This is a genomic window from Streptomyces spinoverrucosus (genome assembly GCF_015712165.1).
GTDB lineage: Bacteria > Actinomycetota > Actinomycetes > Streptomycetales > Streptomycetaceae > Streptomyces > Streptomyces spinoverrucosus_A.
In genome coordinates this window covers 5,495,933-5,517,553 of record NZ_JADPZX010000001.1, presented here as the reverse complement: position 1 = coordinate 5,517,553, position 21,621 = coordinate 5,495,933, and the positions used below count along the sequence as shown (strand labels likewise).

The following is a 21,621-nucleotide window of genomic DNA, read 5'->3' as shown; positions in this document are numbered from 1 at the left end:
GAACAATCCACCCCATGGCGGAAATCATCCAGAAGGACGGCACCTGGGTCTTCGACGGCGACGCGCTGCGCCTGACCCCCGGACGGGACAAGAACGTCGGTCTGCTGCGCAAGACGCTGGGTGAACTGGTCGTGCCGCTGGGCGCGTTGGCGGGCATATCGTTCGAGCAGGGCCGCAAGTCCGGGCGGCTGAGGCTCAGGCTGCGGGACGGCGCCGACCCGCTGCTGCACGCGACCGGCGGCCGGCTCGGCGAACCCCACGACCCCTATCAGCTGGTCGTCGAGTCCGACCGTTACGGCGTCGCCGAGTACTTCGTGGACGAGGTGCGCCACGCCCTGATGCTGGACCAGGTGCCCTCCGACCCGGTCTCCGAGTACCTGCTGCCCGGCCCCGCCGTCCCGCTGTCGGCGGCCGCCGGGGACGGCACCGCGAGCTTCGACGGCGAGCAGGTCCGCCTGGAGTGGAACTGGAAGACGGAGGACGCCAAGGCCGCCGCCGGCACCCGCACGCTGGCCGTCACCGACATCGCGGCCGTGGAGTGGCATCCGGCGGCGGGCCTGGAGAACGGCTATCTGCGTTTCACCGTGAAGAACGCTCCGACCAAGGCCCCGCCCAAGTACGACCCCAACTCCGTCGAGCTGTGGGGCTTCAAGAAGGACCCGCTGATGGCTCTGGTCGCCGCCGCCGTCCAGGCCCGCCTCCCGCACCCGGCGGCCCCGCCCCCGGCCGCCGCCGCGTCGGAGGCACCGGCGCAGGAGCCGGAGCCCGCCGCGTCCGCCCGCGAGGACGACCACGACGCGCTGCTCCGGCGCCTGCGCGAACTCGGCGAGCTGCACCACAGCGGCGTACTGACCGACGAGGAGTTCGCGCTCGCCAAGCAGGCGATCCTGAAACGGATGTAGCCGGGGGCCTACTTGGCCCTGCGGGACACCGTGAAGTGGTCGACCTCCTCGCCCGTCTCGGCGATCCCCCGCACCTTCAGCGTGGTCGGCCGCCCCTTGGGCGCGGGGGTCACGTCGACGCGCAGGAAGGAGTAGTCGAGGTAGCGCACCCGCGACCACTCCACCGTCTCGTCCCGCTTGCCGCCGTCGACGCAGACGAAGGAGGACACCGACTCGATGTCCTTCTCGTGGCCCTGGTACGACTGGTCGGCGCTGAAGGCGTACAGACTGCGCCCCGCCGCGCCCGCCGTCACGTACACCACACCATCGGTCTCGGGGTACGCCGTCCCGCCGATCGGCAGCTTCTTGGTGACCCGGCCCGTCTTGATGACGTCGGTGCGCTCGTAGACGTGGTTGTGCCCGTTGATCACCAGGTCGACGGTGTACTTCTCGAACAGCGGCACCCACTCCTCGCGCACCCCGCCCTCGGAGGCGTGCGCGGTGGAGGTGCAGTAGGCGCAGTGGTGGAAGAAGACGACGACGAAGTCGATGTCCCGCGCCGCTCGGTACTTCTTGAGCTGCGCCTCCAGCCACTTGGTCTGGGTTCCGCCGGAAAGGCGCAGGTTCGCGGGGATCTCGTGTGAGATGTCGTTGGCGTCCAGCGAGATGATCGCCGTGTTGCCGTGCACGAAGGAGTAGACGCCGGGCAGGTTCTTGCGGTCCGGCCCGTTGTCGGGCAGCTGCCAGCGGGCCTCCTCACCGCCGTAGCCGTTGGGCGAGTACCAGGCCTCCATGTCGTGGTTGCCGTACGCGACCATCCACGGCACCTGCTTGGCGACCGACTCGGTCTGGTACAGGAACTGGTCCCAGACGCGGGAGTCGAATCCGGTGTCCGTCTTCAGCCCCTGCCCGGCCGGGTCGCCGTAGGCGATGTCACCGGCGTGCAGATGGAAGGCCGGGTTCTGGCCGAGGATCAGGCTGTCGTTGGCGAGGCCGTGGTAGCTGACGCCCTGGTCGCCGAAGGCGGTGAAGGTGAAGGGGGTGCGGCTGTCGGCGGGGGCGGTGGTGAAGGTGCCCAGCGTGCCGAGGAGATGCGGCTCGGCGGGGTCGAAGCCGGAGTGGCCGACGCCGTAGTAGTAGGTGCGGCCGGGGCGGAGGTGGGTGAGGCGGGCGTGGACGTAGTACTGCGTGTGGTCGGCGCTCGCACCGACACCGGCCGGGGTGTGGAGGGTGCGCACCTCGGCGTCGATCTTCCGGGAGAGGTCCCAGGGGTGGGCGCCGATCCGGACGAACGGCTCGCGGACCGCGACCGGGACCTGCCAGGAGATCGTCATCTCGGTGCGCGGGTCGTTGCCGTAGGCGAGGTGCCGGCCGAAGGGGGCGACGAGGGAGCCGTCGACGTGCTCGGTGCTCGTGCGCTGGGTGGGCACCGCGGCCCGCGCCGTGGCGCCGGACACGAACGCGCCGCCCGTCACGGCACCCAGGGTGACGGCGCCGCCTCTGATCATCGTGCGCCGGGAGAACCGGGCGCGCAGGTATTCGTGCTGCTCAGCCATGCTCATACGGTCGGCGAGCCCCTCGGGTACGCCCATGCGAGGAATGTCCATGGCGTCACAAACTGCTCGCTACACACATCCGCCCGAGGAACAACCGCCCAACAGACCCCCATGGGCGTCCCATAACTCTTCCAAAGCACTCCCTCATACTCCTGCCCGAAATCGGGCAGCGATGTTGCGAATCTGCCGCCGGTACCCCAGGATCTACCGGGTGCACGACGAACTCGTTGATCATCTGACGCGCTCCACGCCCCTCAACCGGGGCGAGGCGCTGCGTGTGATCCAGGACGTGCTCGCCTACTTCGACGAGACGACCGAGGAGTTCGTCCGTCGCCGCCACCGCGAGCTGCAGGCCCAGGGCCTGGTCAACGCGACGATCTTCGAACAGATCGCGGCGGACCTGAAATACCGGGCGGTGGCACCGCCGGAGCTCACGCTCCGGCAGCTGCGCCGCATCGTCTACGGCTGAGGAATACGTATATATGTGCGGAATCGTCGGATACATCGGGAAGCGCGACGTCGCCCCCCTGCTCCTGGAAGGCCTGCAGCGCCTGGAGTACCGCGGCTACGACTCGGCCGGCATCGTCGTCACCTCCCCCAAGGCCGCCGGCCTGAAGATGGTCAAGGCCAAGGGCCGGGTGCGTGACCTGGAGGCCAAGGTCCCGGCGCGCTTCAAGGGCACCACCGGCATCGCCCACACCCGCTGGGCCACCCACGGCGCCCCCTCCGACGTCAACGCCCACCCGCACCTCGACGCCGAGGGCAAGGTCGCCGTCGTCCACAACGGCATCATCGACAACGCCTCCGACCTGCGCCGCAAACTGGAGGCGGACGGCGTCGAGTTCCTCTCCGAGACCGACACCGAGGTCCTCGTCCACCTGATCGCCCGCTCGCAGGCCGAGAAGCTGGAGGACAAGGTCCGCGAGACGGTGCGCCTGATCGAGGGCACGTACGGCATCGCGGTGCTGCACGCCGACTTCCCGGACCGGATCGTCGTCGCCCGCAACGGGTCCCCGGTCGTCCTCGGCATCGGCGAGAAGGAGATGTTCGTCGCCTCGGACATCGCCGCGCTGGTCACCCACACCCGGCAGATAGTGACCCTCGACGACGGCGAGATGGCCACCCTCAAGGCCGACGACTTCCGCACCTACACCACCGAGGGCACCCGGACGACGGCCGAGCCGACCACCGTGGAGTGGGAGGCGGCGTCGTACGACATGGGCGGCCACGACACCTACATGCACAAGGAGATCCACGAGCAGGCCGAGGCCGTGGACCGCGTCCTGCGCGGCCGGATCGACGACCGCTTCTCCACCGTGCACCTCGGCGGCCTGAACCTCGACGCGCGCGAGGCACGCCGGATCCGCCGCGTGAAGATCCTCGGCTGCGGCACCTCGTACCACGCGGGCATGATCGGCGCCCAGATGATCGAGGAGCTGGCCCGCATCCCTGCCGACGCCGAGCCGGCCTCCGAGTTCCGCTACCGCAACGCGGTCGTCGACCCCGACACGCTCTACATCGCGGTCTCGCAGTCCGGTGAGACCTACGACGTCCTCGCCGCCGTCCAGGAGCTGAAGCGCAAGGGCGCCCGGGTCCTGGGCGTCGTGAACGTCGTCGGCTCGGCGATCGCCCGCGAGGCCGACGGCGGCATCTACGTGCACGCCGGCCCGGAGGTCTGCGTGGTCTCCACGAAGTGCTTCACCAACACCTGCGTCGCCTTCGCCCTGCTCGCCCTGCACCTCGGCCGCACCCGCGACCTCTCCGTCCGCGACGGCAAGCGGATCATCGAGGGCCTGCGCAAGCTGCCCACGCAGATCGCCGAGATCATGAAGCAGGAGGAGGAGATCGAGAAGCTGGCCAAGGGTTACGCCGACGCCCGCTCGATGCTCTTCATCGGCCGCGTCCGCGGCTACCCGGTCGCCCGCGAGGCCTCCCTCAAGCTCAAGGAGGTCTCGTACATCCACGCCGAGGCCTACCCCGCCTCCGAGCTCAAGCACGGCCCGCTCGCCCTGATCGAGCCCGCCCTCCCGACGGTCGCCATCGTCCCCGACGACGACCTGCTGGAGAAGAACCGCGCCGCGATGGAGGAGATCAAGGCCCGCAGCGGCAAGATCCTGGCGGTGGCGCACCAGGAACAGGAGAAGGCCGACCAGACGATCGTGGTCCCGAAGAACGAGGACGAACTGGACCCGATCCTCATGGGCATCCCCCTCCAACTCCTCGCCTACCACACGGCATTGGCCCTGGGCAGGGACATCGACAAGCCGAGGAACCTCGCCAAGTCGGTAACTGTCGAGTAGTTGGCCTGAAGGGGCGCGGGGCTGTATCGATTTGCGGCTCCGCCGCGTGGGCGCGATCAACCCCCACGCACCCGCAGAGGCCAAACAAGAGAACGGACCCCCACGTGTCGCCACCAGACACGCGGGGGTCCGTCTCATTCGCCGGGGAGCCGCCCAAACTCCCCAGCCGGCGCAGCTAACCCGCGGCCGTCACACCGCGACCCGCGGCGCCGCGTCGCGGAAGCGCCGTCGGCCAGTGCGCGAGCGCCGCCGTGGCCACGTACCACGCCACCGCCCCCGAGGCGACGGCGAACCAGCCCCCCGCCTTGTCCAGCGCCCCACTGTCCGCGAACCGCCCGATGGCGAGCAGCAGCAGCGCGACGAAGAACAGCCCGTACATGGCCTGCCCGAGCGTGTCGCCCCCGGCGAGCGTGAGGGAGAGGACGACGAGGGCGAACAGCAGCAGGAACAGCCCCGCCGCGTTGTCGGAGACCTTGGGCGAGACCGCCCACGTGAACCAGAGCGCGCCGAGCGCGGCGAACGCGGTCCCCGTCCCGCCGTCACCCTCCCGGAACGCGAACAGTCCGGCGACGAACAGCGCGACGCCGCCTACGTAGTGAGCCAGTGTCACGGCGTCCGCCGCCGTCACTCCGTCGATCAGCCCGGTGTACCCGAGGCCGACGGCCAACAGGGTGATACCGAGCGCGAGTCGGCCGACGATCGTGGTGGTGCTTCCCGCAGAGACGACGTTGTCCACGGCGGGCTCCCTTCATGCATTGTGCAGTTGTGCGGTGACCGATATATGCCCTTCACAAGGGCACAAACACATCTACGCGCAAGTAGATTCGGGTTGCGCACAAAGGGAGTCGGCCATGCCCACGCGGCATCTCACCTGGGCCAACGGCGAGTTACGGAATGACAACGACGGGGCGCTTGGCGCGCTTGGCGAGCCGCCCGGCGACCGAGCCGAAAATACGCCCCACGATGCCGTGCGTGGAGCCGACGACGATGGCGTCCGCCTCGTACTCCCGCCCGACCTCCTCGAGTTCGTGGCAGATGTCACCGCCGCGCTCGACCAGGATCCAGGGCACCTCGGCGAGGTAGTCCGCACAGGCGAGCTCCAGACCGAGCACCTCGGTGCGGTGGTCCGGCACGTCGACGAAGACGGGTGGCTCGCAGCCGGCCCACACCGTGGTGGGCAGCCGGTTGGCCACATGGACGATGATCAGGCCCGAGCCGGAGCGCCGGGCCATGCCGATCGCGTACGCGAGGGCACGCTCGGAGGAGGTCGAGCCGTCGAAGCCGACGACGACGCCGTGCTTGAAAGCGGGATCGCACGAATGGCGTGGCTCTTCCGCCGCCAGGGGATCGGCCGCCGTCGGGTCGGCGACGGGCCGCTTGCGGTCCGCGGGTTCAAAGAATTCGTGACCGGCCATGGCTGTCTCGGCGTTGTGATCCTTTATGGGTGGGACGACAGTGTGCGGCGGAGCTGTGTCCGGGAATCATCTTCCCAACCCCATACCCCCAAGGGTACGGCGGCACGCCTCCTTCGCCCAGATCCCGCTCACGTCCGCGGCGGGTTCCAGGGAGCATGCACGAGGGGGCGCCCGTAACGCAATGGTTGCTGCCCCGTACAGGCGGTTCGCACAGGATTCACTTACGCCGCCGGTACACCCCGGTCCAGCAGTGACCGACTGGTCGAACAGGCGTTGAACCCCGTGACCACCGTCACAGGGAGTTAGCGATGTCCGCACCCCGCCCGACCGCAGAGGCGCGCTCCGGGACCGCGTCCGGCCCGGACGCGGTGACCGACGTGATCCGGTGGGCCGCCTTCAGCTGTGTCCTCGTCCCGGTGATCCTCGTCTGGTGCGGCAGCTCCCTCGCGGGCGCCCTGGGCTCCGCCCTCGGCCTCGCCGTCGTCACGGTGGCCTGCCGGGCACTCCTGCGCGGGTCCGAGCGCGGTGCGGCCCGGCTGCGGGCCACGGAGGGCGCGCCGCACCGGGGCCGGCATCAGCGCAGCGGCACGGGGGCGCACAGGGGCGGGCGACGCCCGGGCGGACATACACCGGTCGGCTGACCGGTTTCCGCGCACGCGCCCGTATGTTTTCAGCCAACTTCTCAAGTGTGTGCATCAACGCCCCTGAGCACCCCCCAACCCCCGTTCGACCTGCACGGAAAGGGCCTCAGGGGGCTCGCGCACCCTACGTGGATTGGCCACTGCGACAAGGCGCACTTCCCTGCGCGGCCCGCTAGTGCAACGCTTCGTGATCGAATGCTTCACGCCAAGTTGCCAAGTCGACAATGTGCCGGGTGGTGAACTGGCCACGCCGGCACGGCGGGACACAGTAGATTCGATCTTGACTGTCTACGGCGGGGGACTCGTGCAGGACCGAGGGGAAACGTGCAGGAGCGACACAACCGAGGAGCCGCGACCACCGAGGGGGGCTTAGCAGTATGAGCCACGACTCCACTGCCGCGCCGGATGCCGCGGCCCGGAAACTGTCCGGGCGCCGCCGTAAGGAGATCGTCGCGGTGCTGCTGTTCAGCGGCGGCCCCATCTTCGAGAGTTCCATACCGCTGTCGGTGTTCGGGATCGACCGCCAGGACGCCGGCGTACCGCGCTACCGACTACTGGTGTGCGGGGGTGAGGACGGCCCACTGCGGACCACAGGGGGCCTGGAACTGACCGCACCGCATGGCCTGGAAGCGATCTCCCGCGCGGGCACGGTCGTCGTGCCCGCCTGGCGATCGATCACCTCGCCACCGCCGGAGGACGCGCTCGAAGCGCTGCGCCGGGCGCACGAGGAGGGCGCCCGGATCGTGGGCCTGTGCACGGGGGCGTTCGTCCTCGCGGCGGCGGGCCTGCTGGACGGCCGCCCGGCGACCACGCACTGGATGTACGCGCCCACGCTGGCGAAGCGCTACCCGTCGGTCCATGTGGACCCGCGGGAGCTGTTCGTCGACGACGGGGACGTGCTGACGTCCGCGGGCACCGCGGCCGGAATCGATCTCTGTCTGCACATCGTGCGGACCGACCACGGCAACGAGGCGGCCGGCGCGCTGGCCCGCCGCCTGGTGGTGCCCCCACGCCGGAGCGGAGGCCAGGAACGCTACCTGGACCGATCTTTACCGGAGGAGATCGGCGCCGACCCGCTGGCGGAGGTCGTCGCCTGGGCGCTGGAGCATCTGCACGAACAGTTCGACGTCGAGACGCTGGCGGCGAGGGCGTACATGTCGCGCCGCACGTTCGACCGCCGCTTCCGCTCGCTGACGGGCAGCGCGCCCCTGCAGTGGCTGATCACCCAGCGGGTGCTGCAGGCCCAGCGTCTGCTGGAGACGTCGGACTACTCGGTGGACGAGGTGGCGGGACGCTGCGGCTTCCGCTCGCCGGTCGCCCTGCGCGGCCACTTCCGCCGCCAGCTGGGCTCGTCCCCGGCCGCGTACCGGGCGGCGTACCGTGCGCGCCGCCCGCAGTCCGAACGCCCCTCGGACGGCGACGGCCCGACGAGCACGCCCGCGCCGATGACCGGCCCGCCGCTACAGGCCGGCCCGCCGTCCGGGCCGCTGCACCCGGAGAGCCCGGTGCCGATGCAGGCCCGCCGTACGGCGGCGGTCGGCTCCTCGGCGATGCCGGGGGACCACCACCGGGAGGCGTACGCCCGCGCGAGCCTGCCGGGGCAGCGCAGCGGGTCGTAAGGGCCGTAACGGTGTGACGGGGTCCACAGGGAGCGGCAGCCCCCTGTGGACCCCGCACCGTCTCCGCACGTACGCGGCACACCTCACATGCGTATGTCGGCCGTAGGGTGGACGCATGAACGATCGCATGGTGTGGATCGACTGCGAGATGACCGGCCTCTCGCTGTCCGACGACGCTCTCATCGAGGTGGCCGCCCTCGTCACCGACTCCGAGCTGAACGTACTCGGCGAGGGGGTGGACATCGTCATCCGCCCGCCGGACCGGGCGCTGGAGACGATGCCGGAGGTGGTCCGTCAGATGCACACCGCGTCCGGCCTGCTCGCCGAGCTCCCGAACGGCACGACCCTCGCGGACGCCGAGGACCAGGTCCTCACCTACGTACGTGAACACATCAAGGAGCCGGGCAAGGCCCCGCTGTGCGGCAACTCGGTCGGCACCGACCGCGGCTTCCTGCTGCGCGACATGCCCACGCTGGAGGACTACCTCCACTACCGCATCGTCGACGTGTCGTCGATCAAGGAACTGGCCCGCCGCTGGTACCCGCGCGCGTACTTCAACAGCCCCGAGAAGAACGGCAACCACCGCGCCCTGGCCGACATCCGCGAGTCCATCGCGGAACTGCGCTACTACCGCGAGGCCATCTTCGTACCGCAGCCCGGGCCGGACTCGGACACCGCCAGAACGATCGCCGCGAAGCACGTCCTGCCCGCGCAGTGACCGCCACCGGGGCCCGCTGCGGGGCCCCGGCGAAAGCCGGGCGCGAGCACCCCTTCGGACCCTGTACACTTTTTCTCGGCCGGTCGGGGAAACGACAGTAGAACCGCCGGTCATGGTGGGTGTAGCTCAGCTGGTAGAGCACCTGGTTGTGGTCCAGGATGCCGCGGGTTCGAGTCCCGTCACTCACCCTGTGTCGAGAGGCCGATGACCCGAAGTGATGGGGTCATCGGCCTCTCTTTCATGCCCACGCAGTGCTCTGACCGGACAGGTTCGCCGGTAGCCCGCGGTGTTCGGCATGGACGGGCCTCGCCAACCATACGTAGGCTGTTGATCGCCTACGAAGGGGGCGGGGTGAACGGCAATCCGCTGTACCACTGGATAGCGCTGGCAGTGTCCACGGCGCTCATGCTGCCGGTGCCGGTGGCGATACTGGCGGGGTGGACACCGCCGTGGATGCGCAGGCGACAGGCCGGGATGCGTCTTCGCGCCTACGGCATTCTGTGCATCTACGCCCTCATGCTCGTCAACGGCATCCCCCGGATCGCCGACGCGTCATTCGAGACGGTCGTGGTCTGCATGAACATCGGCTTCGGCTTCACCGCCGCCGCTGCGGTCCTGTTCCTGCTCTCGGCACGCAAGGATTCAGGCGCCCGGACAGCCGGCCCAGTCGAACCTCGGGAAGGCTGAGAGAAGCCGCGCCTGCCGCGTCACGGGTCGGTCGGACTGCTGTTGCGAGGGGGCGTCCGCCCCAACGGATGCCATTCTCGCTGCGGATGCGGGCGCGTTCCTTGCGCTGGGCGGTGCAGGGCCTGGGTCTGCACTGTGTGGTTGGGGTGGTTGGAGTTGGCCGGAGTGAAGTGTCGCAGCGGGCCGAAGTGGGCCTCGATCGGGTTGGCCCATGAGGCGTAGGTCGGGGTGAAGCACAGCTCGACCTTGTGCGCGCTGTGGGGTCGCCGGAGCCCCGTAGGCGAAGGCCACCGGCTTCTCGCCGTCGAAGGCAATCACACAGGTGAAGTCAGGGTTGCCGCCCCAGTGATCCACGAACCAGGAGAGGGGCTGGTTGAAGCGGTCTCGGATCCCTGCGCCGGCCGGGGCGTCGGCGTCGCGTAGACCGTCCGAACGGAGGCCTCCAGCAAGCAGTCACCGCGCCGCTCGTCTCCGGCCCCGCCCCTCGGGCGGAGCTGCCCCTGGGACGGGACTTACGCGATCAAGTCGATCACGGCAGTGACGAGGTTCGCGATCGGGGCGCCGACGTCGCCGACGAAGTCAGCCGCCTTCTGCAGCGAATCGCCGAAGACCTGAAGCACGTTCCTGCGCGGTGTGCCGGACAGCGCCTCGTCCTGGAAGGCGGTGAGGTCCCTGCTCACCTGCTCGGCCTCTTCGGCGGGCAGCTTGCTCGCCGTCAGTGCGACGGCTTCCGCGAGCTGCTTCAGCAAGGCCTTGGCTTCGTCGGGCAGGGTCGAGCCGTCTATGCGGTTGAAACTGCTCGTCACGATGTTTCCGCTGCCGATGACGCCGTGGATGTCCCCGCCCGCGCGTGTGTGGAACTCGTTCACGGTCCCGCCTCTCCCTGCCACCACGATCCGGTCCGCGATGTACAGCGGCTGCGAACCGCTTGCGACGGTGTCGCTGTCCAAGCGAGCCCATCCGCAGGTGGCGTTGTCGATCTGGGCCAGCTCAAGCGCCAGCTTCTCGCTCAGCATGTGCACTATGGTCCGCCATTCGTCCGCGGTCACGAGCTGCTCTGCCTCGTAAGCGGCAGCCAGGATCGGATCCTGGTCGAACCCGTACTTCCTCGGGCTGGACAGCAGGTCGAGTCCTCGATTCAGGAAACGCGCCACGGCCTCGGTGTTCCTGCCGTCCTGCGCCTGTCTTGTGAGGAAGCGGAGCACGAGTCGCACGCACTCGTACTCCGTGTGGAGACGGAGCAGATGGATCCGGAGTCGACGCAGGGCGTCCTTGTCCGGACTCGGGCCCGTCCGTTCGAGCAGCCAGACGCCGACCAGAGTTCCGCGGAAGCTCACCCGGCAGTGCGCCAGGCACACCCCGATGTCCTGCTGCAGGGCAACGACCCTGGCGTCCGGCGGGCGCTCGGCCTCCTTGGACGTATAGTCGGCCAGCAGCAGCGGTCGGCCTGGCTGGAGCCAGGAACGGTCGACTGCGGGGGTGGCGGTGGGGAATCTGGTGGTCGCCCGGAGCATGTGCGCCGTGAGAGGCGTTCCGGCCTGGCCGAGATGACAACTTCTCCGGCGGTCGCCATCACCGCGGGACGTGATGGCGACGGGAAGGCCCAGCCAGTTGATCAGGAGTGCGACGAAGTCCTGGCTGGGCAGTCTCGCCCGCCCCCGTCTTCCTGACCTTCCGCCCGTGACGGCCAGCTCGAACCGGGTGCTGACGAACCCGTCTGCGACCAGCCGTCGGTAAGCGCACGCGAAACCGGATGTACGTTCGTCCCCGGGCAGGAGGGGGAATTCCGAGAAACTCGGTGGGAAGCGGAACACGCTCGCGGCGTCGCAGAAGACACCCTCACCGAACCAGGGAACCACCCCACCCCTTTTCCGGGGGCGCACCGGCCCGGTCGATCTGACGAACTCGCCCGACTGCGCCAGCGGCCAGCACGGAACGTCGAGTCGGCGGGTCTCCTGGGCCAGAAGAGGGCGCAGGTCGGCGATCGGGAATTGTGTTGCCAGGAACACCCGCGATCACCTCGTGTGAAGGTCGCTGGGCTTCCCTCGTTGCCGAACGCGGAAGGAAGCCCGCCTGCGGCGTCCTATCGGACTTGAACCGATGACACCCGCGTCCTCGCACGGTGCTCTGCCACTGAGCTAAGAACGCTTTCGGCCGGAGAGCGTAACCGTCCCCGGTTCAGGGGGAGGATTCCGAATTCTCCTATGAATCAACCGTAGCCCCTGCGCGGTGCTCCGGGCGACCTCGCGGCCTGCTCAGCGGCGCCTTCCGCGTCGGCAGGTGGCGGAACCCCGACCAACCCAGCCGCTGCACCTCCGCCGTACTGAGGGCGTTCAGTTCGAACTTCACCCGGCGCCGCTCGGTCAAGGTCGTGATCGCCGGATCGTAGGCTGTGCGCGGCTCGCCCGGCCTCGCCCCAGTACGCGCTGCCGCTGCGGAAGCCGGACTCCGCCTCCAACATGTGCTCCAGCCGCAGCCGGAGCCGCTGAACGCTCGCCCTCGGGCACGTCCTCCAGCCCGAAACGCTGCCCGATGTATTGCTCTTTCGGCCACGGTGGCGCATTGTGGTCGCCCCACCGTCTCACCGGCGCCCCCTTCCGGGTACCGGCGCCTCCCGGAGACGGTGGGCGCCTCTTGCTGGCAGGCGGGGCGCGCCATCGGCGCCCCGGCCTCGTACCCCCGTCGTCAGCCGGGGCACTGTAGGCCGCAGGCGGGCGGCTGGCCGGTCGATAGGCTCCGGCCCATGACTGACTTCGTGCAGGTATCCACAGCGACGGAAACCCGTGAACAGGCGGTCGGGCTGGCCCGGTCTGTCGTCCAGGGCAGGCTGGCTGCGGGCGCGCAGATCATCGGCCCCGTGATCTCCGCCTTCTGGCACGACGGCGAGTTCGGAACCGGCGAGGAATGGCAGCTGCTGCTGAAAACCCAGCGGGCCCGGTACGCCGAGCTTGAGGCGCACCTTCTGAAGCACCACCCGTGGCAGAACCCGGAGATCACAGCGGTGCCGATCGTGGCCGGATCAGAGGCCTGCCTGCGGTGGCTGGCCGCGAACACGAAGCCCACCGAGTAGGGATCAAGCGCCGGTCTTCTCCAGCAGCTCAGCGATGGCGGGCAGCGTCCGGTGCCGGCCGAGTCGCCGCAGGACCGGGGCAAGGCGTTCGCGTGGCCTTACCGAGGCGACTCCAGATGCGAGGTCGAGCGCGCGCCCGGTTACCGAGGCTGCCTGTTCGACCTCGCCTGCGGTCAAGTAGGAGTCGGCGAGCCAGGACAGGTACAGGCTCTTGTCCCGTGCGTGCGCGTCGTCGTACCGCGCAAGCGCGGCCTCGAGGACGGGGACCGCCCGGAGTGGGCGCCGCAGTTCCGTCCAGCAGCGGCCGGTCATGATCTGTAGCTCGTTCTCGTCGACCCACGTCACCCAGTCCGGTTGAGGACGCTCGTCGATGTCGGCAAGCGCGGCCTGCGCGGCATCGAGGGCGCGCTCCGTTTCGTCGGCGAGTCCGGCGACCGCGTACGCCCAGGCGAGCCGCTCGTACAGCAGCGCTCGTACGCCCGGGGCTGCTTCGGGGCCGGCCTCCTCAACGGACCGCGCGGAAATCTGGATCCCGGCGCGCCGGTCGCCGTCGACGGCCTGGTACGCCAGGAAGGCGAGCGCGTTGCCCGCCAGCTCTGCGTCCCCCGCGTCGACCGCCACCTGGTGGCTGGCCTCATACAGGCCGGTCGCGTCCTCGTGCCTCCCGCAGTCGAACGCGGCCCAACCGGCCTGCTGCGCCTGCTCGGCCAGCACAGAGAGCAGGGCCCGGCCGGTCGCTTCCGTGTAGCTCGCCTCCCGCAGCAGAGCTTTCGTGGCCTCGTACTCGCCGAGGTAGACGCGGTAGGTGTCGCCGCCTCCGAGAACGTCATCGAGGCGGCGTAGGCGGGCCGCACGCTCCCGCAACCGTTCAGGAAGGTCGCTTCCGACTCGACTGCCCGCCTGGGGGCGGGTCAGTTCGGGCAATGCGACGACAAGGCCGGCCCCGGCCGATGCCTTGAAGAACTCCCTGCGCCGCACGTCGTCTCCGTCCGCGTCGGGGGTGTGGGCAGGCGAGCGAACCGTACGGTGCAGCGCAGCCGGCGCTTCCCACTCGCGTGGGGCAAGACCGAGCAGGTGACCTGGGATCCGAAGAGCGTCGGCGATACGCGCGATCTTCTCGAACGTGGTAACGCTGCCCTGACCGCGCGCCAGGAGGCCGACACGCTCTGGCTTCATGTCGCACTCAGCCGCGATTTTCGAATAGCTGATCAGCGCTTCGGAGCGCGCGAGCCGGAATACCTTGCCGAAGTCGTGAGCCGCGATCGCGGCCTTCATGTCCTCGCGGTCAAGGAGCGCCCGCGGGAGTGCCGTTGGCGGTTCGTATCCGGTCATGGGATGCCCCGTCGCGCCTGATGTCTCACTGCCTGGGCAGCAGCGTACCCATCGTGGGGATACTCACGGACGGGAAGTCAGTAGCCGAACTCCCTGGCAGGTTGAGGCATTCAGGACCCCGGCGACCGCTGTCACGGCCCCGGGGCATGGCCGACTGCGAAGGAGTCGACAGTGAAGTCTCTACCACGACTGCTCGAAGGGGCCCTTGGAGCGCGCTCGCGTCCCGGCCGCGCGTGCAGGGGAGGCGCAGTGGTGATGACCGCGTACGAGCCGCGCGTCGGCGAGACGGTCGAAGACACGGGCACCAGGAAGACGGGCAAGGTGATGGGCTTTCAGGGCCCCTACGTGCAGCTGCGGCCCATCGGCGGCGGTCTGGAGTGGGACGCCGGCCCGGAGAACCTGAAGCCGGTCCCGGCAGGAGACGCGCTCAGCGAGGGTGTCGCGGCCGCCAACGCCCGATCCAGGGGTGAACTGCCGTGACAGTGACCACCGACCTTACGAACATGCGCGTTACGGCCCAGCGGGTGCTCGCGCGGGGAGCCGCGCCGCTGTCCGACGAGGCACTGGAGGCGCTGCGGCTCCAGCTGCGCGGGCACATCCAGTTGCTCGGCCCCGAGGTCGAGCGGGCGGCTAGCCGCCTTCCCAGGGGAGACATCCGACGCGAGGTTGCTCTGACCGTGGCCGGGGAGGCGCGCATGCGGCTCCGACTGGGACCGGGGAGCACCCTCTACGTCCGCTACGCGGTCGTACAAATGCTCGCCCGCTCGGTCAGTGCCCTGTGCGACCACCACGAAAAGCTGCGAAGCGGGACCGCATAAAGACGACCACGCGTCCCGCGGCGGACGCGCCGGCGCCGTTGGCCGAGCTACCGCACGCCACAGGGGTCCTGCTCCAGCACCGGTGCGGCTGTGCCTGCCACCCCTGGACCGGCGCCCCGTGACCGTCATCCTCGGCCTGCTCGTGTACGTGGCAGCCGTGACCGCTCCCGTCCTCGCCCTGGTGCCGGCGCGGACGCCGTCCTGACGCACCCCCGCGGCGACCACCGGGTCGGGGTCGCAACCAGAGACGGCCGTCCCGTCGGAGGAACGTAAGCCTCCGGCGGGACGGGGCCACCGAACTTCCGCCCCGAGTCCACTGGAACACCTGGACGAAGGAGTCCCTGTGTTGACATCCACTTCCCCGCGCACGACCAGGCGCCCCTTACCACCCGCGCGTGCTGACGCATGTCCGGACTGCCACGGCGGCGGCGCCAATCCTCGCACCGGCAAGAGCTGCGACACATGCAACGGGATGGGCGAGATCTACTGCACCGCCCTCCGCACGGGAGAGGAGAAGACGTCGTGCCACACAAGCTGATCGCCAGCCCGTTCCTCGACGGGCACCTGCTGCTGCGCCCCGGCGCCCGGTCGGGTACGCGAATCCCGGCCGCCCACTACGAGCGGCTCCGAGCCGCCGCAGCCGCCGGGCAGACCGTTCCCCACTGGGTGGCCGACACGGCCGCCGGCATGTGGGGGCTCGACGTCGCCGGGCGCCCCATGGAAGGCACGCTCTTGGTCCGTGAGCCGTCGTCGTACGGCTACTGCCGGGCCTCCTGGGAGATCAACCTCGGATGCAATTACGGCTGCCCGCACTGCTATCTCGGTGAGCGGCCTGTCGCCGGTCTCGGCTGGGAGGACAAGGTCCGGCTCCTGGACGTCGTGCGCGAGGCCGGGGTCCTCTGGCTCCAGATCACAGGCGGCGAACCCACCATGGACCGCGACTTCGAGGGCGCCTACCGGTACGCGTGGCTCGCCGGGATGATGCTCACGATCTCCACGAACGGCTCCCTGCTGTGGCGCCCCGATTTGCTGCGCCTCTTCCGTGACTGCCCGCCCTACCGGCTCGTCATTAGCCTGTACGGCGCCAGCCAGGCCAGCTACGAGAAGGTGACCCGGCGCCGCGGCTCCTGGAAGGCGTTTCAGCGTGGCATGGCCGCCGCCCGCGAGGCCGGCCTGCCGCTGCGCCTCAACCTTGTGGTCACCGAAGCCAACGCCGGCGAGTCCGACGAGATGCGCGCCCTCGCAGAGAGGTGGGGCATTGAGCATCACGCCTACACGAACATGACCCCAACGATCAGCGGCGGCGGCGAGCCGCTGCTTGCCCAGTCCGCCGCCCACCTGCGCCGGCGCAAGCCCTTCGCCGGGTGCAACGCAGGCCACACGTTCTTCCACGCCGATCCTCACGGCCTGGTGTCGATCTGCAAGGTCGGCCGCGACGACCAGATCGACCTCATGGCTGAGGGCGTGGACGGACTGCTGCGGCTCGGCTCGATCGCCGACCACCTGATGCTTCGCACCGGTGGGTGCGAGGGCTGCGCCCTGTCCGGCACATGCCGAGTCTGCCGCCCCCTGGCCAAGCATTACCAGCAGGCCAAGGCGCCGCTGCACAGCTACTGCCAGCACGGAGACACGAAGGAGACCGTCACATGACACCACGACCCGTATCCGTAGAGATCCTGTCCGGCCCGCCCGCAAGCGCCCGTCGCGCGGCCCCGCCTGTGGCCGCCGCCTCCATCACTGCCGTCGCCGACCTGGACGAGATTGTGGAGAGCGCCGAGTGCTCCTGCGACGCCGGTGACGACAACCCCCACTAGGTGTCCGCAGCGCACCAGCTGAACCCTCTGGACCTGGCGGGATCGTCAGGTCCAGAGGCGTGCCCCCCAGAACCACTAAGGTGCCACCATGTTCTTCCGCTGGGACTGGCTGCGCCCGGTGCTCACCGCACCGATCGTGCCTACCCTCGGTCCCGTCCACCCCCACGCGCTCACCGTCGACCTCTTCGAGGACATCCGCGCCGCGGCGGCCATGGGCCGCTTCTTTCTCCACTACGACAAGGACCGCCGGTGGGGCAGTGAGAAGGACGAGACCGTGCTCGCCGACGGCATCGTCCACCAGCCCGATCGCACCCTGATCCCGACTCTGTCGACTCGCGGCCGGGGCGCCACCAAGGTTTTCGCCTACGGCCACCAGACCGACATCGTCGACCAGGCCGCCGAGCTCGCCGCAAAGCTCGCTGCGGAGCACGGCGTGGCAGGTGCCCGCGTCGTACGCCCCTTCGGTCCCGAAGCCAGGCCCGCCGACGGGGTCAGAATCCAGCTCCAGGACTTCACCACCCGCCCCTGCGAGAACCCCGGCGGGCCCGTGCGTGCATTCACCGAGTGGCCGGACGAAGTACGGGAGACCTTCGATTCGTATGCCAGGGCCATGGCCGCTGACGGCTTGCTCTTCCTGTACACCCAGATGCAGGCAGAAGGCACCGGCCCCGTCCTCACCGCCGTCGTCGACGGACGCATCGTCGGGGCCATCGGGCCCATGGAGATCCGCCCTGACGCGGTCGGCTACCGCCAGCTCATGCCGCAGTACTTCGCGGTCCTGCCCGAGGCCCGTGGCAACGGTCTGGGGCGCCTGCTGTGGCGCGCAGCCATGCACTGGGGCCAGTCCCACGGCGCCGACTACCAGCTCCTCCAGACGCAGGTCGGCGGCGCCTCGGACCGTCTGTGCCGCGCCGAGGGGCTGGCCTCCCTCGGTTTCGTGTGCACGCGGAAGATGTGACGGGAAACGGGCGACACAGCATCTGCTATCGCAGACTCACCAAATGCGATGACGTCTCAGTCCGGGAACACCGCCTTCCTGTACCCAGTAATCTTCTTGACCTCCTCCATCTTCGCCGGCCCCTGGAATTGACTCAGATGGGACGCCATCGCGGCCGGGTCCTGGACCTTGAGTAGATACTCGGCCATTTCCTCGTTCTTGATCACGTCACGCAACTCGTTCTCGGTCAGCGGGACGAGCTCTTCCTTCATCGATTCTTTTCGCTCAACCGCGACGATGTCGTAGGGCGCATCCTGCTTCGCGATCCAGCCGCGCTCGGAGCCAGAAGAACCCTTCGCCAGATACTTTCTCTTGATCCGGATGGTGAGCACGTACCCATAACGGGATTCCGACGCGAATTTGGTGGCTATTCCAGGATCTGTGGAGAACTCGATCAGTTTCGCGATCTCATCGTCGCGATGCTGACTCACATATCCCTGGACGTGCTCAGGATCGGGCCTTGTAGTGTTCTCGTCGGGCTTCTGGAGTATCTTCGGGAAACTGACGAAGGAGCCGCGAATTATCTCCTTCTGCAGATGCATCCGCTGCGTGGGCGTCACACCGCGCTTCAGAACGACTTCCTGTTCGCTGTCTTCGGGCAGCGCCGCGATGTGGTCTTCGGCGCTGAGATCCGGAGCTTGATCCTGCAGGGCGATCCGCCTCCCGTCCTGGGCCTCCTCCGACTGCTCCCCCTCCTCCATCATCCGCTGGACGGGGTCGTGCGAGCCGTTCGCCGCTTTGCGCGGGGCGACGACGGAGGGGGCGGTCGGCTTACCCGCGGCGTAGGCGTTGCCGTCCTGCTCGGCTGCCCGTTCGGAGTCCTGCTTCGGGTCGGTGACGGTGACTCCGGCGCCGTTGCTGTGGCCCGTCTCGGGCAGGCCTTTGAGGTTCTTGTCGACGTGGCTGAGCTCGTGGCCGATCAGCTTCTCGCCCGCGGTCCCGGCAGAGAGGAAGATGTGGTTGCCGACGGTCATGGCCTGGGCCCCCATCGCCGCCGTGGCGCGTTGGGCCACCGCGCCACGGTGGACACGGGTGGAGGAGAGCGCGTCGTTCTGATAGAACGCCCCGGCCTTCGCCACGACCGACGAGGGCAACGACTCGCTCGGCGATTTCATGGCGGCGGCCAGCAGGGCGCTCTGCCCTTCCGGGCTGGTGTCCTGCACCCTGCCGCGGACATGCTCGTCCTCCTCCTCGGCGCGCGCCACGGTGACGTCGTCCGAGGAGCGCTGTACGGGAGATTCCTGCGACTGGTGCCCGCATCCAGGACCGTGCTGATGCTGGTCCTGCGCTCCCGGGTGCCCGGCCCGCCGCAGCATCTGGACAACGGCGTTGTTCCCGAAACGGCTCTGCAAAGCGGGCATCCGCTGCACGGCCGTTCCGGCGGATGCGGCAGTCTCTCGCCGACGCTGAGGTGCCCGCTCTTTCCCCGTCGTGGTGTTCTCGTCCCGGGCCAGTCTCATGCGTGTTCCTCCGGCAATCACAGGCGAACCAACCGCCCCACGCTCGCACGGAGGACGGCCACGTTCCAGGTTCCGCGGGGGCAGACCTGGGGCACACTTGCGGCCCTGAAGGGCCCCGTCACAACGCCCGTACGGTCTTCGGTGCGGTCGACTTCACGGTCCTTGCCCGGGATCGTCCGAGCCGAAGGCTGTCGCGAGGTGGTCGTGCAGGAGCGCGGCGGATGGGTGGGGGTCGCGGCGAGGTGTGATCGTGTAGATGCCGCGGGTCGGGGGGTCGACGAGGGCCACCGTGGTGACGTCGGTTCGCAGCGCGCCGGTCAGCACGCCGGGTATCAGCGCGATGGCGTGGCCGGTTGCGACCAGGGCCGTCTTGCCCGGCAGATCGGCGGCGGTGAGGTCGATGCGGGCGGTGACTCCGGCGCGGGCGGCGTGCTGGCGCAGCAGTGCCGCCGAGCCGTCGTTGTCCTCGACCCAGGTCTCGTCGGCCAGTGCCCGGATGTGCACCGGGCCGTGCCCGGCTCGCGGGTGATCGGCGGGCAGTACGACGACCATCTCGTCCATCGCCAGGAACTGCCGTTCGACACGCGGGTCATGGCGTAGACCTGGTGGCGCGTCGGTGACCACGGCGACGTCGAGATCGCCGGCGATCACGCGCTCGTACAGTTGTCCGCTCAGCCCGGGCGACAGGCTCCACCGCAGGGCGCCGGCCGTCTCCAGCAGGCGGCGGATCGCGGCGGGCACGATCCCAGCGGCCAGAGACGGCGTCGCACCGACCGTCAGTGGTCGACTGAGCGCCTCGCCCCACCCCTCCCGTACTGCACGCACGGCACGGTCGGCCTCGTTGAGGGCGACCAGCGCGTGATGACGGAACACCTCCCCGGCAGGCGTCGGACGCACCCCGCGCACATGCCGCCGCACCAGCGGTACCCCGAGCCTGCGCTCCAGCCCGGCGATCTGCCGGGAGACGGCCGACTGCGTGTAGCCGAGTTCGGTGGCCGCCGCCGACAGCGACCCCAGCCGACACACCGTCACGAACGTGCGCCACGCGGTCAGGTCCATGGCGCAAGTATGCCGAGGCGGTATGCGTCGTCCGCATGGCTGTCCTGCCAGACCTGCGCTTGTCGCAGGCATGGCGATCCCGGAGGCTCGGACGTATGACCACACCGCACACGATCGCCGTCCTGGGCCTGGGCCGCATGGGCGCCGCGATCGCGACACGACTCGCCGACCGCGGCTGGGACGTCGTCGGCTGGACCCGCTCCGGGCACTCGGCAGGCGCCGTCGAGACGGTCGGTGACCCGAACGACGCCGTGGCCAAGGCCGACCTCGCGCTTCTGGCGTTGTACGACGGCCGGGCCTGCCGGCAGGTCGTCGACCGCGTCCGCGACTCGCTGCGAACGGACACCGTCGTCCTGAACGTCAGCACCATCGCCCCGGCCGAGGCCGCGAGCCTGGCCCGGCAACTCGGCCCGTCATACGTCCACGCGCCCGTGCTCGGCTCCGTGCCGGCCGCCGCGAGTGGCGCCCTGCGGATCCTGGCCGCCGCCGACCCGGACGCGCTCGACCGGGTCCGACCGGTGCTGGAAACGCTCGGCACCGTGCGGCGCGTCGACGACGCCGCCACCGCCGCCGCGCTGAAGCTGATCGCCAACGACAGCCTCGCCGGCGCCGTCCTCGCGCTGCGCGACTCACTGCGGCAGGCCGACGCCCTTGGCCTGCCCCGTGCCCAGGTGCTGGACGTCCTCGAACTCGGCCAACTCGGCGGGCTCGTGGCCCGCAAGCGAGCCTTCCTCGCCGGCCAGTCGGCCGCCGCCCCGGCCGAGTTCACGATCGGTGCGCTGGCCAAGGACCTGACGCTGCTGGCCGCCGCGTCGAACTCCCCGCTGGGCGGCGCGGCCGTCCTGACCGGCACTCCCGCCGACCCCGAGGACGACATCGCCGTCGCCGCCACGGTCCCGGCCGTGGATGACGCCGTGCTCGAACCGCTGCGCGCCTACATCCGTGGTCATGCCACCGGCGATCCCGCACACTTCCGCGACGCGTTCCTGCCCACCGCCCACATCGAGGGCATCCGGGACGGAGCATTCGTCTCGTGGGGCCTGGACGAGTACTGCGCGCTGTTCCACGGGCGGCCGGCCCCGGACGAGTCGACCCGCTCCCGCCGCATCGACGCCGTCGACGTCCACGGCACCGTCGCGACCGCGACCATGATGCTCTGGCACGGCGCCGACACCTTCACCGACGTCTTCCTGCTGGTCCACGTCGACGACGGGTGGCGCATCGCCAACAAGGCCTACCACCGGGACCAGTAGG

General features: G+C 69.6%; 21 protein-coding genes, 2 tRNA genes and 1 pseudogene. 15 read left to right on the top strand and 9 right to left on the bottom strand.

The window, feature by feature from the left end; all coding sequences use genetic code 11:
* The first annotated feature begins 14 nt into the window (after positions 1 to 14).
* Positions 15 to 902, top strand: coding sequence for a DUF4429 domain-containing protein (locus tag I2W78_RS25130; protein WP_196462532.1), 888 nt, complete (start codon positions 15 to 17; stop codon positions 900 to 902).
* Positions 903 to 910: 8 nt separating this feature from the next.
* Here the strand turns inward: I2W78_RS25130 and I2W78_RS25125 are convergent, their stop codons facing one another.
* A complete protein-coding gene (locus tag I2W78_RS25125) occupies positions 911 to 2,473 on the bottom strand; it encodes a purple acid phosphatase family protein (protein WP_196462531.1) in 1,563 nt (520 codons plus the stop codon).
* A gap of 175 nt (positions 2,474 to 2,648) precedes the next feature.
* On the opposite strand from I2W78_RS25125, the gene I2W78_RS25120 reads away from it, so the two are divergent.
* Both I2W78_RS25120 and glmS read left to right on the top strand, forming a co-directional pair.
* Positions 2,649 to 2,906, top strand: a complete 258-nt coding sequence (locus tag I2W78_RS25120; protein WP_141313127.1) for a hypothetical protein — start codon at positions 2,649 to 2,651, stop codon at positions 2,904 to 2,906.
* 13 nt (positions 2,907 to 2,919) lie between these two features.
* Positions 2,920 to 4,737 (top strand): glutamine--fructose-6-phosphate transaminase (isomerizing), encoded by a 1,818-nt coding sequence (glmS, locus tag I2W78_RS25115; RefSeq protein ID WP_196462530.1) that lies wholly within the window; start codon positions 2,920 to 2,922, stop codon positions 4,735 to 4,737.
* A 175-nt stretch (positions 4,738 to 4,912) separates the two neighbouring features.
* Here glmS and I2W78_RS25110 read toward each other — a convergent pair whose 3' ends face one another.
* Both I2W78_RS25110 and I2W78_RS25105 read right to left on the bottom strand, forming a co-directional pair.
* Positions 4,913 to 5,473 carry a GPR1/FUN34/YaaH family transporter gene (locus I2W78_RS25110; RefSeq protein ID WP_196462529.1) on the bottom strand — a complete coding sequence of 187 codons (561 nt, stop codon included), beginning with the start codon at positions 5,471 to 5,473 and terminating at the stop codon, positions 4,913 to 4,915.
* 151 nt (positions 5,474 to 5,624) lie between these two features.
* Entirely contained in the window at positions 5,625 to 6,152 is a 528-nt protein-coding gene (locus tag I2W78_RS25105; protein ID WP_196462528.1) for a universal stress protein, read from the bottom strand.
* Between the two features lie 308 nt (positions 6,153 to 6,460).
* On the opposite strand from I2W78_RS25105, the gene I2W78_RS25100 reads away from it, so the two are divergent.
* The 5 genes from I2W78_RS25100 to I2W78_RS25080 all read left to right on the top strand — a co-directional run bounded on the left by I2W78_RS25100 (position 6,461) and on the right by I2W78_RS25080 (position 9,817).
* Complete coding sequence (locus tag I2W78_RS25100; RefSeq protein ID WP_196462527.1) at positions 6,461 to 6,793, top strand: hypothetical protein; 333 nt, start codon at positions 6,461 to 6,463, stop codon at positions 6,791 to 6,793.
* A gap of 377 nt (positions 6,794 to 7,170) precedes the next feature.
* Complete coding sequence (locus tag I2W78_RS25095; protein WP_196462526.1) at positions 7,171 to 8,412, top strand: helix-turn-helix domain-containing protein; 1,242 nt, start codon at positions 7,171 to 7,173, stop codon at positions 8,410 to 8,412.
* 115 nt (positions 8,413 to 8,527) lie between these two features.
* A complete protein-coding gene (gene orn / locus I2W78_RS25090; RefSeq protein WP_196462525.1) occupies positions 8,528 to 9,130 on the top strand; it encodes an oligoribonuclease in 603 nt (200 codons plus the stop codon).
* Positions 9,131 to 9,245: 115 nt separating this feature from the next.
* A tRNA-His gene (locus I2W78_RS25085) sits at positions 9,246 to 9,318 on the top strand.
* Positions 9,319 to 9,457: 139 nt separating this feature from the next.
* On the top strand, positions 9,458 to 9,817 hold the full coding sequence (locus I2W78_RS25080) for a hypothetical protein (RefSeq protein WP_196462524.1): 360 nt from the start codon (positions 9,458 to 9,460) through the stop codon (positions 9,815 to 9,817).
* A gap of 37 nt (positions 9,818 to 9,854) precedes the next feature.
* On the opposite strand, the pseudogene I2W78_RS40705 reads toward I2W78_RS25080, so the two are convergent.
* From I2W78_RS40705 to I2W78_RS25070, 3 genes and pseudogenes are all read right to left on the bottom strand, one after another.
* Positions 9,855 to 10,089, bottom strand: a pseudogene (locus I2W78_RS40705) (IS630 family transposase); the annotation flags it as partial.
* Between the two features lie 240 nt (positions 10,090 to 10,329).
* On the bottom strand, positions 10,330 to 11,031 hold the full coding sequence (locus tag I2W78_RS25075; protein ID WP_196462523.1) for a hypothetical protein: 702 nt from the start codon (positions 11,029 to 11,031) through the stop codon (positions 10,330 to 10,332).
* Between the two features lie 863 nt (positions 11,032 to 11,894).
* Positions 11,895 to 11,965 (bottom strand) — tRNA-OTHER (locus I2W78_RS25070).
* A 595-nt stretch (positions 11,966 to 12,560) separates the two neighbouring features.
* On the opposite strand from I2W78_RS25070, the gene cutA reads away from it, so the two are divergent.
* Positions 12,561 to 12,887 (top strand): divalent-cation tolerance protein CutA, encoded by a 327-nt coding sequence (gene cutA, locus I2W78_RS25065; RefSeq protein ID WP_196462522.1) that lies wholly within the window; start codon positions 12,561 to 12,563, stop codon positions 12,885 to 12,887.
* Between the two features lie 3 nt (positions 12,888 to 12,890).
* On the opposite strand, the gene I2W78_RS25060 is transcribed toward cutA, so the two are convergent.
* Positions 12,891 to 14,219, bottom strand: a complete 1,329-nt coding sequence (locus I2W78_RS25060; protein WP_196462521.1) for an XRE family transcriptional regulator — start codon at positions 14,217 to 14,219, stop codon at positions 12,891 to 12,893.
* A 255-nt stretch (positions 14,220 to 14,474) separates the two neighbouring features.
* Between I2W78_RS25060 and I2W78_RS25055 the strand changes: the two genes are divergently transcribed.
* From I2W78_RS25055 to I2W78_RS25035, 5 genes are all read left to right on the top strand, one after another.
* Positions 14,475 to 14,699: a hypothetical protein gene (locus I2W78_RS25055; protein WP_196462520.1), complete on the top strand. Its 225-nt coding sequence runs from the start codon at positions 14,475 to 14,477 to the stop codon at positions 14,697 to 14,699.
* Between the two features lie 23 nt (positions 14,700 to 14,722).
* On the top strand, positions 14,723 to 15,037 hold the full coding sequence (locus I2W78_RS25050; RefSeq protein ID WP_196462519.1) for a DUF6415 family natural product biosynthesis protein: 315 nt from the start codon (positions 14,723 to 14,725) through the stop codon (positions 15,035 to 15,037).
* A gap of 522 nt (positions 15,038 to 15,559) precedes the next feature.
* Positions 15,560 to 16,687 carry a radical SAM protein gene (locus I2W78_RS25045; RefSeq protein ID WP_307783770.1) on the top strand — a complete coding sequence of 376 codons (1,128 nt, stop codon included), beginning with the start codon at positions 15,560 to 15,562 and terminating at the stop codon, positions 16,685 to 16,687.
* Entirely contained in the window at positions 16,684 to 16,851 is a 168-nt protein-coding gene (locus I2W78_RS25040; RefSeq protein WP_196462517.1) for a hypothetical protein, read from the top strand. Before I2W78_RS25045 ends, I2W78_RS25040 begins: the two co-directional genes overlap by 4 nt.
* Before the next feature lie 88 nt (positions 16,852 to 16,939).
* Positions 16,940 to 17,809 carry a GNAT family N-acetyltransferase gene (locus I2W78_RS25035; protein ID WP_196462516.1) on the top strand — a complete coding sequence of 290 codons (870 nt, stop codon included), beginning with the start codon at positions 16,940 to 16,942 and terminating at the stop codon, positions 17,807 to 17,809.
* 56 nt (positions 17,810 to 17,865) lie between these two features.
* Here the strand turns inward: I2W78_RS25035 and I2W78_RS25030 are convergent, their stop codons facing one another.
* Complete coding sequence (locus I2W78_RS25030) at positions 17,866 to 19,308, bottom strand: eCIS core domain-containing protein (protein WP_196462515.1); 1,443 nt, start codon at positions 19,306 to 19,308, stop codon at positions 17,866 to 17,868.
* Positions 19,309 to 19,461: 153 nt separating this feature from the next.
* A complete protein-coding gene (locus I2W78_RS25025) occupies positions 19,462 to 20,367 on the bottom strand; it encodes a LysR family transcriptional regulator (protein WP_196462514.1) in 906 nt (301 codons plus the stop codon).
* Positions 20,368 to 20,462: 95 nt separating this feature from the next.
* On the opposite strand from I2W78_RS25025, the gene I2W78_RS25020 reads away from it, so the two are divergent.
* Positions 20,463 to 21,620, top strand: coding sequence for a nuclear transport factor 2 family protein (locus tag I2W78_RS25020; protein WP_196462513.1), 1,158 nt, complete (start codon positions 20,463 to 20,465; stop codon positions 21,618 to 21,620).
* Position 21,621: the final 1 nt, after the last annotated feature.